The organism is Methylophaga sp. OBS4 (genome assembly GCF_026319305.1).
In the GTDB taxonomy this organism is placed as follows: domain Bacteria; phylum Pseudomonadota; class Gammaproteobacteria; order Nitrosococcales; family Methylophagaceae; genus Methylophaga.
This window is the reverse complement of the sequence record NZ_JAPDMV010000023.1, coordinates 33735-49896: the sequence shown is the minus strand read 5'-3', so window position 1 is coordinate 49896 and position 16162 is coordinate 33735. Positions and strand designations below refer to the sequence as shown.

Here is a 16162-nt window from a genome sequence, read left to right as displayed (position 1 = left end):
CCTATGATGCGGTACTGACAGGTGTGCCCGGACTCAAGCGCATGGTGCGTGACAGTCGGGGCAATTATGTCGAAGGGGGCGAATTGATTCGGCCTGCCAAAGCGGGCGAAAATATCAGTCTCAGCATTGACCTGCGCCTGCAATACCTGACCTATCAGGCGCTGAAAGCGGCCGTGAACGAACATCAGGCGCGTGCCGGAACGGCAGTAGTGCTGGATATACAGACCGGCGAAGTGCTGGCAATGGTCAACCAACCCTCATTCAACCCTAATAATCGAACAGGTTTGAAATCCAGTGACTTCCGTAACCGGGCGGTGACCGACTTGTTTGAGCCCGGCTCCACGGTCAAACCGTTTACGGTCGCCAGTGGCATCAAGTCCGGCAAGTTTGATGCTTCCAGCATTATTAATACCCATCCCGGTATTTTCAGAGTTAGCGGTCATCCCATCAGGGATTTTCGCGATTATGGAGAGATCGATTTAGCGACCTTGATTCAGAAGTCGAGCAATATCGGCGCCAGCAAGATTGCATTGGAACTGGAACCTAAAGACCTCTGGCATGATTTTGCCAGTTTTGGTCTGGGTGAGGCGACCGGTGCCTACTTCCCGGGCGAGGCCATGGGCAGCATGCCCGATCCTCAGTCATGGCGAAAACTGGACAGAGCTACTTTGGCTTATGGTTATGGCGTGGCCACCAGTGCTTTGCAGTTGGCACGTGCCTACAGTGTTCTGGCCAGTGGCGGCATATTAAGACCGGTTACTTTTGTCAAAACACATGAGACACCCCGCGGTCGCCGTGTGTTTTCCTCCGACATCATGAAACAGGTGTTAGACATGATGGAACTGGTAGTGCAGCCCGGGGGCACAGCGCAAAAAGCCGCAGTCGCCAATTACCGGGTAGCCGGTAAAACCGGTACGGCAAAAAAAGCGACCAGTGGCGGTTATTCGGATAAACGTTATCAGTCAGTTTTTGCAGGCATTATTCCAGCCGGCGCCCCCCGGCTGGTGATGGTTGTAATGGTGGATGAACCCCGTGGTGAGGAGTACTACGGTGGTCTGGTGGCAGCACCGGTGTTTTCAGAAGTCATGACCGGCGCCGTAAGGCTGCTTAATATTGCACCGGATGCATTACCGATAACGCAGATACAGGTGGCCCACAAATGATAACTTCTATTGTGAAACAGCAATCGTTGACGCAGCTGCTGCAGGATGTAGTAGCGGAAGGTGTGAATGTGCAGGAGTGTATGCTGGCGGATATAAGCATGGACAGCCGCCGGGTGGCGCCGGGGGCTTTATTCCTGTCTCTGGCCAGGCAGGATGAGCAGCGTGAAAAACATTTGCAACAAGCACTGGATAAAGGTGCTTTTGCGGTATTGATAGATCAGCAGCAAACATTGACTGAACGGGAACAACTTTTGCTGGATGAAGCCGTGGTGAGTGCTTATCCGGTAGCCAATCTGGCACAGAAAGCCGGGTTTATTGCCGCCCGTTTTTATCAGTACCCATCGCAACATATGACCGTGATTGCGGTGACCGGCACCAATGGCAAAACATCAGTAAGTCAGTTTATTGCGCAGGCATTGGAAGGCATGGCCAAACCCTGCGGAATAATCGGCACACTGGGGGCAGGCCGCCTCAGCGATCTTGAGCTGACCGGCATGACCACACCGGATCCGGTCTCTATGCAGCGTTTACTGGCAGGGTTTGAACTGGAAGGTTGTCAGTATGTGGTGCTGGAAGCTTCATCGCATGCGCTGGAGCAGGGGCGATTGAACAGTGTGGACATCAATATTGCTGTTTTGACTAATCTGAGCCGCGACCATCTCGATTATCACCGGACCATGTATGAGTATGCGGCAGCCAAACAGCGTCTGTTTGATATGGCGTCCGTTAAAACGACGGTAATTAACGCCAGTGATGGCTTTGGTCGCAAAGTTATCGACAAACTCGAAGCAGGTACCAGACTGCTTACTTATTCCTCTGTTGAAAACGCCGATATTCGTGCTGATGCCATCAATTGTCATCGTGATGGCATGCAGTTTGAGCTGACTTTCAATGGACAGACGCTGAAGGTCGCTCTGCCTATTCTGGGACGGTTCAATGTCGACAATATATTGGCCACAGTTGGTGTGTTAGAGGCCTTAGGCATGACACGAGAGGAAATCCAGCAAGCGATCACGCGCTGTCATGCGGTTGCCGGCAGAATGGAAGCGCATGGGCGGGGCGCACAACCGAGTGTGGTCATCGATTATGCTCACACGCCCGATGCGCTGGAGCAGGCATTGAAGACCTTGCGGGTGCATTTGCCGGAACAGGGGCATCTCTGGTGTGTGTTCGGTTGTGGCGGTGACCGTGATAAAGGTAAGCGGCCTTTGATGGGGCAGATTGCCGAAAAAGAGGCAGACAAAGTCATCATTACCGATGATAACCCCAGAACAGAAAATAACCATGCCATTATCGAGGACATTTTGGCGGGGTGTCGTCAGCCGGAAAATATCCATGTTGAACTCGACCGTAAGTTAGCCATTACTCACGCTATTTCTCATGCCGGGCCGATGGATATTGTACTGATCGCCGGTAAAGGGCATGAAGCGTATCAGGAAATTGACCATATCAAATATCCGTTCAGCGATGCACTGATCGTCACGGATGTATTGATGGCTATAGAAAACGGTATTTACAACGTGGCGGGAGGACATTGATGGGGTTGCAGTTGTCTCTCAATGAACTTGCCCGCGTAGTGGGGTGTCAGCAGCCGTTTGGGGATGTGTTGGTCTCTGGAGCAGTTATTGATACGCGCAAGATCAGTACCGGTAATTTATTTGTCGCGCTGAAAGGCGAACGGGTAGACGGCCATGACTTTATCAGGCAGGCCCGTGAAGCCGGTGCCAGTGCTGCGCTGGTCAGTGAGCTGCGAGATGATCCTTTACCACAAATACAGGTTGCTGATGTCCGCCGGGCTTTTGCTCAAATAGCAAAATATTGGCGGCAGCAGTGTCAGGCCAGAGTCGTGGCTATTACAGGCAGTAATGGTAAGACCAGTGTAAAAGAAATGGTCAGTGCTATTTTGAAACAAGTCGGCACGGTAACCGCCACCCAGGGCAATCTGAATAACGATCTCGGCGTGCCGCTGACCTTGTGTTGTTTGGGCCGGCATGACGATTTTGCCGTGATTGAGATGGGCGCTAACCATCCCGGTGAAATTGCCGGACTGGTAGCGGTGGCTGAACCTGATGTAGCGATTATTAATAACGTCGCCCCTGCTCACCTGGAAGGGTTTGGCAGTGTGGAAGGCGTGGCCGCCGCCAAGGGTGAAATTTTTGCCGGCCTGCCGGCACACGGTATCGGCGTGATAAATGCTGATATGCCCCATGTTGAACTCTGGCAATCCTTGCTGGCAGCAAGGCAATTCAAGACATTTGCGCTGGAAAACCCGGCGGATATCACCGCTGAATATGTTCAACTTGATCTGGGGTCCAGCCATTTTATGGTGGCTATTGACGGCATCAGCCATCACTTTAATTTACCTCTTCCCGGTATGCATAACGTCGCTAACGCTTTAGCGGCCATTGCCATCTGCGTGGCGTTGGAGATTCCGGTAGCGGCAATGGTGAAAGGCTTGAGCTCGATCCAGGCAGTGCCGCACCGCCTGCAATTAAGGGCTGGGATCGGTGAATCCCGCATTATTGATGATACCTACAATGCCAACCCGGGTTCCTATCTGCAGGCATTAAAAACCTTATCAGAATTTTCCGGTCAACACTGGCTGGTGCTGGGAGATTTTGGTGAGCTGGGCAGCAAGACAGAAGAGATTCATCAGCAAATGGGGCTGCAGGCCCGGGAAGCCGGCGTGAACCGCCTGCTGACCGTCGGAACCAGTAGCCGCAGTGCGACAAACAGCTTTGGCGAAGGTGCCGAGCATTACGAGGATATAGAAACATTGCAGAACTTATTGCGAAACGAATTGAGCAAGGAAGTAACTTGTCTGATTAAGGGATCGCGCTTTATGCAACTGGATAAGTTGGCAGATGAGCTGGCTGATAGGGGAATGCGCTGATGCTGCTGTTTTTGAGTGAATATCTGAGCCAGATCCATAGCGGTTTTAATGTATTCCAGTATCTGACGTTGCGTGCGATTCTGGGAGTGATGACGGCGCTGGGTATTGCCCTCATTGTCGGGCCGACAATGATTCGTCATCTCAGTTTCAAACAAATCGGCCAGGTCGTCAGACAGGATGGCCCGGAATCACACTTCAGCAAAAGTGGGACACCGACCATGGGCGGCGCGCTGATTCTGGTGGCTATTGCCGTCAGCACCCTGTTGTGGGCTGATCTGGCTAACCGTTACATCTGGGTCGTATTAGTGGTGACTTTGGCATTTGGCATCATTGGTTTTGTGGATGATTACATCAAACTGGTGCGCCAGGACCCCAAAGGCCTGCTCAGTCGTTACAAGTATTTCTGGCAGTCGGTGTTCGGCGCCGGTGCCGCCATTTTTTTGTATATCACTGCTTCAGTGCCGGCAGAAACACAGCTTATCGTGCCGTTTTTCAAAGAGGTGCTGATTCCGCTGGGTGGCTGGTACATGTTGCTGACCTATCTGGTGATAGTCGGCAGCAGTAATGCAGTGAATCTGACAGACGGACTTGACGGTCTGGCAATTATGCCGACGGTGATGGTGGCGACAGCGCTGGGTTTGTTCAGCTATGTGGCCGGCCATTTTGAGTTCGCCACTTATCTGGCGATTCCTTTTATTCCCAATGCGGGCGAGCTGACGGTGTTCTGCGCGGCCATGGTTGGCGCCGGCCTGGGTTTTCTCTGGTTTAACACGTATCCGGCACAGGTATTTATGGGGGATGTCGGTGCTTTGGCGCTGGGGGCGGCTTTAGGTACGGTGGCAGTGCTGGTCAGGCAGGAGCTGGTGCTGCTGATCATGGGCGGTGTGTTTGTGATTGAAACCTTGTCGGTGATGATTCAAGTGGCCTCCTACAAGTTGCGTGGTAAACGCGTGTTTCTGATGGCGCCGATACATCATCACTATGAACTGAAAGGCTGGCCGGAACCCCGCATTATCGTGCGGTTCTGGATCATCACGGTATTCCTGGTTCTGGTTGGATTAGCGACGTTGAAATTACGATGACACAAGCCGTGAATGAACTCACACATAAAAACTGTCTGATTGTCGGTCTGGGGCAGACCGGATTGTCTTGTGCGCGTTTTCTGACAAAGCATGCGCTGGGCGTCGTGGTCATGGATACACGCGAACAGCCGCCTGGTTTGACAACGCTGCAACATGAGTTTCCGCAAGTGCTGGTCAAAACGGGAGGGCTGGATCTGGACTGGTTATTGAAAGCCGACATGATTGTGCTCAGTCCGGGGGTCGATCCGCGCTTGCCGGAAATCAGCGCTGCCAGAGAAGCCGGTATCGAGATTGTGGGGGATGTTGAATTATTTGCCCGTTACGCCAATGCGCCTATCGTGGCGGTTACCGGGTCTAACGGCAAGAGTACCGTGACTACCTTACTATCATTGATGGCGCAGTTGGCAGGGAAGAATGTGCTGACAGGAGGCAACCTGGGCACACCGGCATTGGATTTGCTGACAGAAGAGGCTCCGGACTTTTACATTGTCGAATTATCGAGCTTTCAGTTGGAAACCGTGACATCACTAAATGCCTTTGCTGCAGTGGTGTTGAATGTGAGCCCGGATCATCTGGATCGATACGACTCGGTAGCAGATTATCAACAAGCCAAACAGAAGATTTTCAATGGCGACGGGGTCATGGTTATCAACCGCGACGATCCGGTTGTCAGCGCCATGGCTATTGCCGGTCGTAACCAGATAGGTTTCAGTTTGCAGGCATCAAAAGGGGTCGATTTCGGCTTGCTGGAAGATAACGGCAAAACCTGGCTGGCAGAGGGGGAATATCCTTTATTGGCAGTCGACCAGATGAAAATCGTGGGTAAACACAACCAGGCCAATGCGCTGGCTGCTTTGGCGCTGGGTTCTGCAATGGCTTTACCTATGCCAGCCATGTTATCGGCGCTGCAGGAATTTAAAGGCTTGCCGCATCGCTGCCGCCTGGTCAGAACCTTGAATGAGGTGCGCTGGTTCAATGATTCCAAAGCCACCAATGTGGGTGCTTGTGTGGCTGCGATTGAAGGACTGGCTGACCACGGCATGATTGTGTTGATTGCCGGCGGCGAAGGTAAAGGGCAGGATTTCTCCGAACTGACGCCGAGCCTGCAGCATGCTGTTCGTGCTGTGGTTTTAATCGGTGAGGCTGCAGCGCAAATTGCTGCCGCTATCCCTGCCGGTGTGATGCAAATCAATGCCAAAGATATGAATGATGCTGTGCAACAGGCACAAAAAGCGGCGCAGCCCGGTGACAATGTCTTGCTGTCTCCCGCCTGTGCCAGTTTTGACATGTTCAGTGGTTATGCTGAGCGCGGCGAAGTGTTTGAACAGGCGGTAAGGAGGTTGGCGACATGAGTGAGTCCAGTCTCCAGCTTGATCGCAGCCTCGTGTTTGTGGCCGGCGCTTTGATGCTGATAGGGTTGATTATGGTTTGCTCGGCTTCGATTACCATTGCCGACAGCAAAACCGGCCAGCCACTTTATTATTTCCTGCGTCAGGCGGTATTTGCCGGCATCGGATTGGGTTTAGCCTGGGCGGTGGTATCAGTACGGCTGGCCGTCTGGCAACGCATGGCGCCGCAAATGTTAATGTTGGGTGTCGTATTGTTGGTTCTAGTGCTGATTCCCGGTGTGGGGCGTGAAGTGAACGGTAGTTCCCGCTGGCTGCCATTGGGACCGGTTAATCTACAGGTAGCTGAACTTATCAAATTGTTTGCCATCCTTTATATCGCTGATTATTCGCAGCGACATCATGGTCAGTTGCACGGTTCATTTATCAAGGTGCTGGCGCCGTTGATGCTTCTGGGGGTCGCGGCATTCCTGCTGTTGTTGCAACCGGATATGGGGTCGATGGTGGTGATTATGTCGACGGTACTGGCAATGCTGTTTCTCGGTGGGGCCAGACTCGATGTGTTTGCCGCGTTGATTGCGGTGATGGGGGGCTTGTTCGCATTATTGGTATGGATTGCTCCCTATCGTCTGGAACGTCTGCAAAGCTTTATGGACCCCTGGGCGGATCCATTCGGCAGCGGTTTTCAGTTGACCCAGGCGCTGATCGCTTTTGGCCGCGGTGACTGGTTGGGGGTCGGACTTGGCAGCAGCATGCAGAAACTGTTTTATCTGCCGGAAGCACATACCGATTTTCTTTATTCCATCCTGGCTGAAGAACTGGGCCTGATTGGCGCCATGGCTGTCATCGGGCTGTTTTTTGTCTTTATCTGGCGGGCGCTGGCAATTGGACGTGCCGCTGAAATGTCCGGTCAGGTATTCGGTGCTCAAATTGCCTACGGCATCGGCATTTGGCTGGGCTTGCAGGCCTGCGTCAACATCGGAGTCAATATGGGGGCGCTGCCAACCAAAGGACTGACCTTGCCGTTAATGAGTTATGGCGGCAGTAGTCTGGTTATCGTCTGTATCGCCATTGCCTTGTTGCTTCGTGTCGATATGGAAACACGTCTGCCCGAAAAAGCGTCGGCGAGGATAAGACGATGACGCGGGTGATGATCATGGCGGGTGGTACGGGCGGACATGTGTTTCCGGCTTTGGCTGTGGCTGAGGAACTGAGACAGCGCACGGTTGAAGTGTCGTGGATCGGCACCGCCAAAGGTATAGAGGCACAGTTGGTGCCGCAGGCGGGCTATTTATTATCTGAAATAAAAGTGCAGGGATTACGTGGCAATGGGGCGATGGGTTGGTTAATGGCCCCGTTCAGAGTGATAAAAGCTGTCTGGGAAGCTTTACAGCTGATACGTGAATTAAAACCCGATGTGGTGCTGGGACTGGGCGGTTTTGCATCAGGCCCCGGTGGTGTGGCGGCCTGGTTGCTGCGTAAACCGCTGATCATTCATGAACAAAATGCCATTCCCGGTTTGACCAATCGTCTGTTGTCGAAATTGGCACGCGTCGTTCTGGAAGGATTCCCTCATAGTTTTGCCGATAAGGTCAAAGCGCAATGGGTGGGAAATCCGGTACGTAAAACTATAGAAGATCTGCCGATGCCCCATGTGCGTTTCAGCGAACATAGCGGTGTGATGAATCTATTGGTATTAGGCGGCAGCCTGGGTGCTAGGTCATTAAACAATACGATCCCTCAGGCATTGGCATTGATAGCCGAGGCACAACGTCCGCAAGTTGTTCATCAATGCGGCAGTCGCCATTTGGAAGATTGTCGTCATAACTATCAACAAGCTGGTGTACAAGCCAATGTCACTGATTTTATTGACGATATGGCAGGTGCTTATGCCTGGGCCGATCTGGTGATCTGCCGGGCAGGTGCTTTGACGGTGGCAGAACTGGCCGCGGCTGGTGTCGGGGCGCTGCTGGTGCCGTTTCCTCATGCGGTCGATGATCATCAAACCCATAATGCCGCTTTGTTGGTTGAAGCCGGTGCTGCCCAGCTTATCGCCGATCATGAACTCAGCGCCAGTCTGCTGGCTGACAAAATCTGCTGCTTGAATACTGACCGTGACGCATTACTGGATATGGCCAACGCGGCGCGGAAAGTCGCCAAAATTGGCACAGCAGCAGAAATTGCTGACAAATGTATGGAGCTGGCGCATGGATAAACTGACATCAGCCATGCAAAGCAGAGTGAAACATATTCACTTTATCGGCATTGGTGGCGTCGGTATGGGCGGCATTGCCGAAGTATTGCTCAATCTGGGTTATCAGGTGACCGGTTCTGATTTGGCTGAAAACAGTCTGATCAGACATCTGCGTACCTTGGGCGCCACCATCATGATCGGCCATGACCCCGGTTATCTGAAAGGGGCCGATGTGGTTGTGGTGACCACCGCAGTCAACGAGGACAATGTCGAGTTACATGCGGCCCGTGAACATCGTATTCCGGTTGTGCCTCGGGCAGAAATGCTCGCCGAATTGATGCGTTTCAGTTATGGCATCGCAGTGGCCGGTACCCATGGCAAAACCACCACAACCAGTCTGATCGCCGCTTTACTCAGTGAAGGGGAGCTGGATCCGACTTTTGTTATCGGCGGCCGATTGAACAGTGCCGGCAGTAATGCGCGTCTGGGTACCGGACGTTATCTGGTCGCGGAAGCGGATGAAAGTGATGCTTCGTTTCTGTATTTACAACCGATGATCGCCGTGGTCACCAATATTGATGAAGATCATATGGCGACTTATGACGGTGATTTCGGCAAATTGAAAGCCACTTTTGTCGAGTTTCTGCATCACTTGCCGTTCTATGGCCTGGCAGTGATGTGTCTTGATGATCCGGTAGTGAAAGAATTGCTGACTGAAGTGACGCGGCCTTTTATTACCTATGGCACCGATGAAGAAGCCGATTATCAGCTGGTGGAGTTAAGCCAGCATCAGGGACAGAGCTTTTTCACCATTATCGAAAAAAACAGTGGTAAACAGTTTCCGATCACGTTGAATATGCCCGGTCTGCACAATGCACTTAATGCGACGGCGGCGATGGCAGTTGCCCGCAATCTGCAGGTGAGCGTAACAGCCTGTCAGCAGGCTTTACTCAAGTTCGATGGCATTGGCCGCCGCTTTAATCTGCTAGGACCGGTTAAAGCTGAAGACGGCCATGCCATTTTGATTGACGATTATGGTCATCATCCGACAGAAATTGCGGCAACGTTGGCTGCGACGCGAGGTGGCTGGCCGGGTCAGCGTCTGGTTGTAGTATTCCAGCCTCATCGTTACACCCGGACCCGTGATTTATTTGAAGACTTTGCCCAGGTGCTGTCTCTGGTCGATGTACTGGTGGTACTGGAGGTTTATCCGGCCGGCGAAAGCAAAATTGCCGGCGCCGATGCCCGCAGCCTGTGCCGGGCAATTCGCCTGCGCGGACAGGTAGAACCGGTATTTGCTGAAGATAAAGAAGCCTTGTTTGCGCTGCTGCCGGGTTTGTTAAAAGACGGTGATGTGTTGTTGACGCTGGGCGCAGGGGATATTGGCAGAATGGCACAGGCGCTGCCGCAACAACTGAGCGGGGGTGTTGAATGATGGCTTTATATCAGAACCTGAAAGGTGAGTTGAGACTGAATGAGCCATTGGCCAAATATACTTCCTGGCGGGTGGGCGGTATTGCCCAGTGTTTTTATCGTCCCAGCGATATCGATGATTTGGCGCGTTTTTTATCGCAGTTACCCGAGTCTGAACCGGTCATGTGGCTTGGACTGGGCAGTAATTTATTGATCCGGGACGGGGGCTTTGCCGGCACGGTGATCGCGACCGCCGGTGTGTTGCAGCATATTGAAGTGAAACACAATGCCGTTCATGCCGAGGTTGGTGTTTATTGCAGCAAACTGGCCAAACAGGCTGCCAAGGCCGGCCTGAAAGGTGCCGCATTCCTTGCCGGTATACCCGGTACGCTGGGCGGCGCTTTAGCCATGAATGCCGGCGCCCATGCAGCAGAAACTTGGGATTATGTCAGCGAGGTCACCACTATTGATAGCCGCGGTCAATTGCATCAGCGGCCAGCCGATCAGTTTGTGGTTTCATACCGTCACGTGGCGATTCCTGCCAACGAGTGGTTTGTGGCCGCGACGCTGGCGTTCGAACAAGGGGACGCTGCGGCTGAATTGGACCTTATTCGTGAACTGTTGAAGAAACGCAATGCCAGCCAGCCGACTAATCAGCCTTGTGCGGGTTCCGTGTTCAGAAATCCCGCGGGTGATTATGCCGGACGCCTTATCGAAATAAGCGGACTGAAAGGCTTGGCCGTGGGTGGTGCCAGTGTTTCCACTAAACATGCCAATTTTATTGTTAATGACGGTAATGCCACCGCAGGAGATATAGAAAGCCTGATTTTACTGGTGCAGCAGAAAGTGGAGCAGGCACAGGGGGTGAAGTTGATACCGGAAGTGCACATTATCGGGGAGCGGGCGTGATGACACGGACAATTGCATCAGCCGCAGAATTTGGTCGCGTTGCCGTATTAATGGGCGGCCGCTCAGCTGAACGTGAGATCTCGTTGATCAGTGGTCGGGCTGTTCTGGCCGGACTGCAACGTAAAGGTGTGGATGCCTACAGTGTTGATGTCAGCTTTGATATCTGCCATCAGCTCAGCAGTGGCCAGTTTGATCGTGCCTTTGTGATATTGCACGGCCGTGGTGGGGAAGACGGTGAGATTCAGGGGTTCTTGCAGGCAGTAAACCTGCCCTACACCGGCAGTAATGTGACCGCGTCTGTTTTGTCGATGAACAAACGCATCAGCAAGCAGAGCTGGCAACAGCAAGGATTACCTACCCCCGCTTTTGAAACAGTAAATGCACGTACCGATATCGATCAGTTGATTGCCAAACTGGGACTGCCTTTGATTATCAAACCGGTCAACGAAGGTTCCAGCATCGGTATGAGCAAGGTCAGTGACAAGATACAGCTGAAAGACGCGATCAGTCTGGCGCTCAAGTATGACGACGATGTGATCGCAGAGCAGTGGATTCAGGGTGAGGAATACACCGTGGCGATTCTGGGTGAAGAAGCGCTGCCGGCGATTCGTCTGAAAACCCCGCGCGAGTTTTATGACTATGAAGCCAAATATCAAGCCAGCACTACGGAATATTTGTGCCCGTGCGGCCTGGATCAGCAGAGCGAACAACAAATGCAGCAACTGGCGTTGCGGGCGTTCAACGGCCTGGACATGAAAGGCTGGGGCCGAATCGATTTTATGCGTGATGGTGCCGGTCAGTTTTATCTGTTGGAGGCCAACAGTGTGCCGGGCATGACCGATCACAGTCTGGTACCGATGGCCGCCAGGCAGGCGGGACTGGAATTTGACGATCTGGTCTGGCGTATTCTGGAAACCAGTTTTGAGGATGAAAACTGATGGCAGTGAAACGTAAAAGTGGCGCTACCCGTCAACAGCCTAAGCCGTCACGTCAGCCTCGCAGCTGGAAACAGTTCTGGCGGCAGGCGGTGACGTTGCTGATTCTGGTTACTGTGATTGGCGGCGGAATGTATCTGCAACAGGAAGATACGCTACCAGTGAAACACGTCACCGTCGAAGGCGAATTTCGCCATGCTGATAAAGAGGCGTTGGTGAAAGTCGTGTCACCGATTGTCCGCGGCAGTTTTATGGACGTGGATGTAGCCAGGATCCGTCAGGCCGGGGAGGCTTTGCCCTGGGTGAAACAGATTCAGGTCAGACGGGTGTGGCCTGACACGCTGCACCTGATTGTGGAAGAACAAAAAGCCATAGCGCGTTGGAACAAAAACAGCCTGGTGAATACCAGTGGTGCGGTATTTACACCGCCATCGGCAACGATTCCGAGAGGATTGGTACAGCTGAACGGACCTGACGGCACCAGTGAATTAATGGCCAGACGGCTGGTGGAGATCCAGCGTCAGGTCAACCAACTGGGGCTGAAAGTAGTTGCCGTCAATATGGATAAACGCCGTGCCTGGCAGGTGGATTTTGCCGAAGGTTTACATCTCAAGCTGGGCCGGGCCGGGGGCGAAACACGATTAAAGCGGTTTATTCGGGTTTTTAACGGCGGGCTGGCGACTTTCCGGTCACAGATTGCCGAGGTAGATATGCGTTATACCAATGGGCTGGCCGTGGTATGGAAGTCTGGTCAGCAACCTGATTTTAATGGAACAGTGTAATGTCAAAACGAAATGAAAGAGAGCTCATTGTTGGATTGGACATCGGTACCTCGAAGGTGGTGGCGATCGTCGCTGCACCTATTCATAATGCCGGACCGGGTGAGCATGCACTGGAGATCATCGGTATCGGTTCACATCCAGCCAGAGGAATGAAAAAAGGTGTGGTGGTTAATATCGAGTCCACCGTGCAATCTATCCAACGGGCAGTGGAAGAAGCCGAGTTGATGGCTGGCTGTCAGATCCACTCCGTGTATGCAGGCATTGCCGGCAGTCATATCCGCAGCCTTAACTCGCACGGCACAGTAGCCATTCGCGATAAAGAAGTAATGCAGGGTGATATCGACCGTGTTCTCGATGCGGCACGTGCTGTGCATTTCCCGGGCGATCAGCAACTGCTGCACGTTTTGCCGCAGGAATACATTATCGATAATCAGGAAGGTATTCGTGAACCTATAGGCATGTCGGGGGTACGACTTGAAGCCAAGGTTCATTTAATTACCGGCGCGGTGAGTGCGGCGCAAAACATTAGCAAATGTATCGAGCGCTGCGGTTTGGTAGTAGACGGCATCATTCTGGAGCAGATGGCTTCCAGCTACTCAGTGCTGGATCAGGATGAAAAAGAACTGGGTGTCTGCATTGTCGATATCGGCGGCGGTACGACAGATATCGCGGTATTTGTCGATGGTGCTATCCGTCATACGGCGGTCATTCCGATTGCCGGTGACCAGGTCACCAACGATATCGCTGTGGCTTTGCGTACCCCGACCCAATACGCCGAAGAAATCAAAATTAAATATGCCTGCGCCTTGACGCAATTGGCACGTGAAGATGAAACCATCGAAGTGCCTAGTGTCGGTGACAGGCCGCCTCGCCAATTAGCCAGACAAACGTTGGCTGAAGTGGTGGAGCCGCGTTATGAAGAATTGCTGATGCTGGTTCAGTCTGAACTGCGTCGCAGTGGGTTTGAGGAGTTGCTGGCTGCCGGCATTGTGCTGACGGGCGGCAGTTCCAAGATGGAAGGCGTGATTGAGTTAGCGGAAGAAGTTTTCCATCTGCCTGTGCGTCTCGGCGTGCCGCAACACGTAGGGGGATTGGTTGATGTGGTACGTAATCCGATTCACGCCACAGGTGTCGGGTTGCTGTTATTCGGCAACGAGGAGAGTGCCTCAGGGCACGGTGAAATGAAGGTAACGGACGGGTTTAAAGGCATGCTGGCAAGAATGAAAAGCTGGTTCCAGGGGAATTTTTAAGCTGAGTAATCAGGCATGTTTGTTTGAACAACTTTTTAGGGGGAGAAACCATGACTTTTGAACTTATAGATACATATACAGAAAACGCGGTCATCAAAGTAATCGGTGTCGGCGGTGGCGGCGGTAACGCCTTGGAACATATGGTGCTCAATCAAATCGAAGGGGTTGATTTCATCAGTGCTAATACTGATGCGCAGGCTTTGCGCAAGAGTTCTGCGACCACCCAATTGCAACTGGGTACAGACATTACCAAAGGTCTGGGCGCCGGCGCTAATCCTGATGTAGGCCGTCAGGCAGCACTGGAAGACCGGGAACGCATTATGGAAGTGATCAAAGGTGCGGATATGGTCTTTATCACAGCGGGCATGGGCGGTGGTACCGGTACCGGCGCTGCACCTGTAGTTGCCCAGGTTGCCAAGGAAATGGGCATTCTGACTGTTGCCGTGGTGACCAAACCGTTCCCGTTTGAAGGTGTCAAGCGGATGAAAACGGCCCAAGCGGGTATTGAGGAACTGGGCCAGCATGTTGATTCATTGATTACCATTCCCAATGAGAAATTGCTGAAAGTGCTGGGTAAGGATATGACCTTGCTGAATGCGTTCAAATCAGCCAACGATGTGTTGCTGGGGGCGGTACAAGGTATTGCCGAGCTGATTACCCGTGAAGGTATGATTAACGTTGACTTTGCCGATGTTCGTACAGTGATGTCCGAAATGGGAATGGCGATGATGGGTACCGGCCATGCTACCGGCGAAAATCGTGCTATTGAAGCGGCTAGATTGGCTGTTTCCAGTCCGTTACTGGAAGATGTGGATCTGGCGGGGGCACGTGGCGTGCTGGTTAATATCACGGCCGGTCTGGATATGAGCATCGGTGAATTTGAAGCGGTGGGTAATACCATTAAGGAATTTGCTTCTGATGATGCCACGGTGGTGGTGGGTACGGTGATTGATCCGGATATGACTGACGAACTGCGTGTCACGGTAGTGGCAACTGGTCTGGGTGGTGATAGAGTAGCAGTGCCAAAAGCACCTGAAATCGAGTCTCCACAGATCGAAATCGTCAAGAAACCGGTTGAGATTGACTATGATGAACCGACAGTCATTCGTAAAGAAAAAAACAGTCAGCAGAAACAAGTCGCCAATGGCGATGTCAATATGGATTATCTTGATATCCCGGCTTTTCTGCGTCGACAGGCTGACTAAATACTGATGGCTGGAATTTATCTGCTTGTGATATCATTACGCGATCTGTAACTGTATAAGGGGTATTGCACCGTGATTAAGCAGCGAACATTGAAAAACGTGATTCGTGCGACCGGTGTCGGTCTGCATAGCGGTGAGATGGTTTATCTGACCCTGCGGCCTGCTGCCCCTGATACAGGCATTATTTTCCGCAGAGTCGATCTCGACCCGGTGGTTGAAATACAGGCCAAAGCCGAAAATGTCGGTGAAACAGCTTTGTCAACAACACTGGTTGAACATGGTCAGCGCGTTTCCACTGTGGAACATCTGTTATCGGCGTTTGCCGGTCTCGGTATTGATAATGCCTATATTGATCTAAATGCGGCAGAAGTGCCGATCATGGATGGCAGTGCCGGACCTTTTGTGTTCCTGGTGCAGTCGGCTGGTATCGAAGAGCAGAATGTCGCCAAGCAGTTTATCCGTATCAAAAAGCCGGTTGTTTTGGAAGATGGTGATAAATGGGCCAGATTTGAACCGTTTGACGGTTTCAAAGTCTCGTTCACCATTGACTTCGAGCATCCTGCCTTCACCGGACGACCTCAACAAGTTGATGTTGATTTCTCCTCCACTTCGTTCGTGCGTGAAGTCAGTCGTGCCCGTACTTTCGGTTTTATGAAAGATATCGAAAAACTGCGTGAAAACAATCTGGCACTGGGTGGCAGTATGGACAATGCCATCGTCGTAGATGATTACCGTGTCTTGAATGAAGACGGTTTGCGTTACGAAGATGAGTTTGTCCGTCACAAGGTGCTGGATGCCATTGGCGATTTATATCTGCTGGGTCACAGCCTGATCGGTGCTTTCAGCGGTCATAAATCCGGCCATGAGGTCAATAACAAATTATTGCGTAAACTGCTGGCCCAGGAAGATGCCTGGGAGCTGGTCAGCTTTGAAGACGACAAAGATGCCCCCATTCTTTTCAGTCGTCCGGCTGCATCTCTTACCAGCTGA

At 52.3% G+C, this 16162-nt stretch carries 14 protein-coding genes; all 14 read left to right on the top strand.

Annotation, left to right across the window (positions count from 1 at the left end; all coding sequences use genetic code 11):
• On the top strand, nt 1-1163 hold a 1163-nt coding region (locus OMP95_RS08665; RefSeq protein WP_266327872.1), incomplete at its 5' end, for a peptidoglycan D,D-transpeptidase FtsI family protein.
• Nucleotides 1160-2701 carry a UDP-N-acetylmuramoyl-L-alanyl-D-glutamate--2,6-diaminopimelate ligase gene (locus OMP95_RS08660; protein WP_266327871.1) on the top strand — a complete coding sequence of 514 codons (1542 nt, stop codon included), beginning with the start codon at nt 1160-1162 and terminating at the stop codon, nt 2699-2701. The genes OMP95_RS08665 and OMP95_RS08660, both read left to right, overlap by 4 nt.
• Nucleotides 2701-4056 (top strand): UDP-N-acetylmuramoyl-tripeptide--D-alanyl-D-alanine ligase, encoded by a 1356-nt coding sequence (locus tag OMP95_RS08655; protein ID WP_266327870.1) that lies wholly within the window; start codon nt 2701-2703, stop codon nt 4054-4056. Before OMP95_RS08660 ends, OMP95_RS08655 begins: the two co-directional genes overlap by 1 nt.
• Nucleotides 4056-5138 (top strand): phospho-N-acetylmuramoyl-pentapeptide-transferase, encoded by a 1083-nt coding sequence (mraY, locus tag OMP95_RS08650; protein ID WP_266327869.1) that lies wholly within the window; start codon nt 4056-4058, stop codon nt 5136-5138. Before OMP95_RS08655 ends, mraY begins: the two co-directional genes overlap by 1 nt.
• Nucleotides 5135-6490 (top strand): UDP-N-acetylmuramoyl-L-alanine--D-glutamate ligase, encoded by a 1356-nt coding sequence (gene murD / locus OMP95_RS08645; RefSeq protein ID WP_266327868.1) that lies wholly within the window; start codon nt 5135-5137, stop codon nt 6488-6490. Before mraY ends, murD begins: the two co-directional genes overlap by 4 nt.
• The gene (gene ftsW / locus OMP95_RS08640) at nt 6487-7626 is read left to right on the top strand and encodes a putative lipid II flippase FtsW (protein WP_266327867.1); all 1140 of its coding nucleotides are present in this window, start codon (nt 6487-6489) and stop codon (nt 7624-7626) included. The genes murD and ftsW overlap by 4 nt, the downstream gene beginning before the upstream one ends.
• Nucleotides 7623-8699: an undecaprenyldiphospho-muramoylpentapeptide beta-N-acetylglucosaminyltransferase gene (murG, locus tag OMP95_RS08635; RefSeq protein ID WP_266327866.1), complete on the top strand. Its 1077-nt coding sequence runs from the start codon at nt 7623-7625 to the stop codon at nt 8697-8699. Before ftsW ends, murG begins: the two co-directional genes overlap by 4 nt.
• On the top strand, nt 8692-10113 hold the full coding sequence (murC, locus tag OMP95_RS08630) for a UDP-N-acetylmuramate--L-alanine ligase (RefSeq protein ID WP_266327865.1): 1422 nt from the start codon (nt 8692-8694) through the stop codon (nt 10111-10113). Before murG ends, murC begins: the two co-directional genes overlap by 8 nt.
• Nucleotides 10110-11000 carry a UDP-N-acetylmuramate dehydrogenase gene (gene murB / locus OMP95_RS08625; RefSeq protein WP_266327864.1) on the top strand — a complete coding sequence of 297 codons (891 nt, stop codon included), beginning with the start codon at nt 10110-10112 and terminating at the stop codon, nt 10998-11000. The genes murC and murB overlap by 4 nt, the downstream gene beginning before the upstream one ends.
• Nucleotides 11000-11938, top strand: a complete 939-nt coding sequence (locus OMP95_RS08620) for a D-alanine--D-alanine ligase (RefSeq protein WP_266327863.1) — start codon at nt 11000-11002, stop codon at nt 11936-11938. The genes murB and OMP95_RS08620 overlap by 1 nt, the downstream gene beginning before the upstream one ends.
• Nucleotides 11938-12717: a cell division protein FtsQ/DivIB gene (locus tag OMP95_RS08615; RefSeq protein WP_266327862.1), complete on the top strand. Its 780-nt coding sequence runs from the start codon at nt 11938-11940 to the stop codon at nt 12715-12717. The genes OMP95_RS08620 and OMP95_RS08615 overlap by 1 nt, the downstream gene beginning before the upstream one ends.
• Nucleotides 12717-13967 carry a cell division protein FtsA gene (ftsA, locus tag OMP95_RS08610; protein WP_266327861.1) on the top strand — a complete coding sequence of 417 codons (1251 nt, stop codon included), beginning with the start codon at nt 12717-12719 and terminating at the stop codon, nt 13965-13967. The genes OMP95_RS08615 and ftsA overlap by 1 nt, the downstream gene beginning before the upstream one ends.
• Before the next feature lie 50 nt (nt 13968-14017).
• A complete protein-coding gene (gene ftsZ, locus OMP95_RS08605; RefSeq protein ID WP_266327860.1) occupies nt 14018-15172 on the top strand; it encodes a cell division protein FtsZ in 1155 nt (384 codons plus the stop codon).
• Nucleotides 15173-15244: 72 nt separating this feature from the next.
• Nucleotides 15245-16162 carry a UDP-3-O-acyl-N-acetylglucosamine deacetylase gene (lpxC, locus tag OMP95_RS08600; protein ID WP_266327859.1) on the top strand — a complete coding sequence of 306 codons (918 nt, stop codon included), beginning with the start codon at nt 15245-15247 and terminating at the stop codon, nt 16160-16162.

Bases quoted from the DNA above. Each gene is read 5' to 3' on its own strand.
- OMP95_RS08660 (WP_266327871.1), top strand. From the start codon at position 1,160: ATGATAACTTCTATTGTGAAACAGCAATCGTTGACGCAGCTGCTGCAG.
- OMP95_RS08655 (WP_266327870.1), top strand. From the start codon at position 2,701: ATGGGGTTGCAGTTGTCTCTCAATGAACTTGCCCGCGTAGTGGGGTGT.
- mraY (WP_266327869.1), top strand. From the start codon at position 4,056: ATGCTGCTGTTTTTGAGTGAATATCTGAGCCAGATCCATAGCGGTTTT.
- murD (WP_266327868.1), top strand. From the start codon at position 5,135: ATGACACAAGCCGTGAATGAACTCACACATAAAAACTGTCTGATTGTC.
- ftsW (WP_266327867.1), top strand. From the start codon at position 6,487: ATGAGTGAGTCCAGTCTCCAGCTTGATCGCAGCCTCGTGTTTGTGGCC.
- murG (WP_266327866.1), top strand. From the start codon at position 7,623: ATGACGCGGGTGATGATCATGGCGGGTGGTACGGGCGGACATGTGTTT.
- murC (WP_266327865.1), top strand. From the start codon at position 8,692: ATGGATAAACTGACATCAGCCATGCAAAGCAGAGTGAAACATATTCAC.
- murB (WP_266327864.1), top strand. From the start codon at position 10,110: ATGATGGCTTTATATCAGAACCTGAAAGGTGAGTTGAGACTGAATGAG.
- OMP95_RS08620 (WP_266327863.1), top strand. From the start codon at position 11,000: ATGACACGGACAATTGCATCAGCCGCAGAATTTGGTCGCGTTGCCGTA.
- OMP95_RS08615 (WP_266327862.1), top strand. From the start codon at position 11,938: ATGGCAGTGAAACGTAAAAGTGGCGCTACCCGTCAACAGCCTAAGCCG.
- ftsA (WP_266327861.1), top strand. From the start codon at position 12,717: ATGTCAAAACGAAATGAAAGAGAGCTCATTGTTGGATTGGACATCGGT.
- ftsZ (WP_266327860.1), top strand. From the start codon at position 14,018: ATGACTTTTGAACTTATAGATACATATACAGAAAACGCGGTCATCAAA.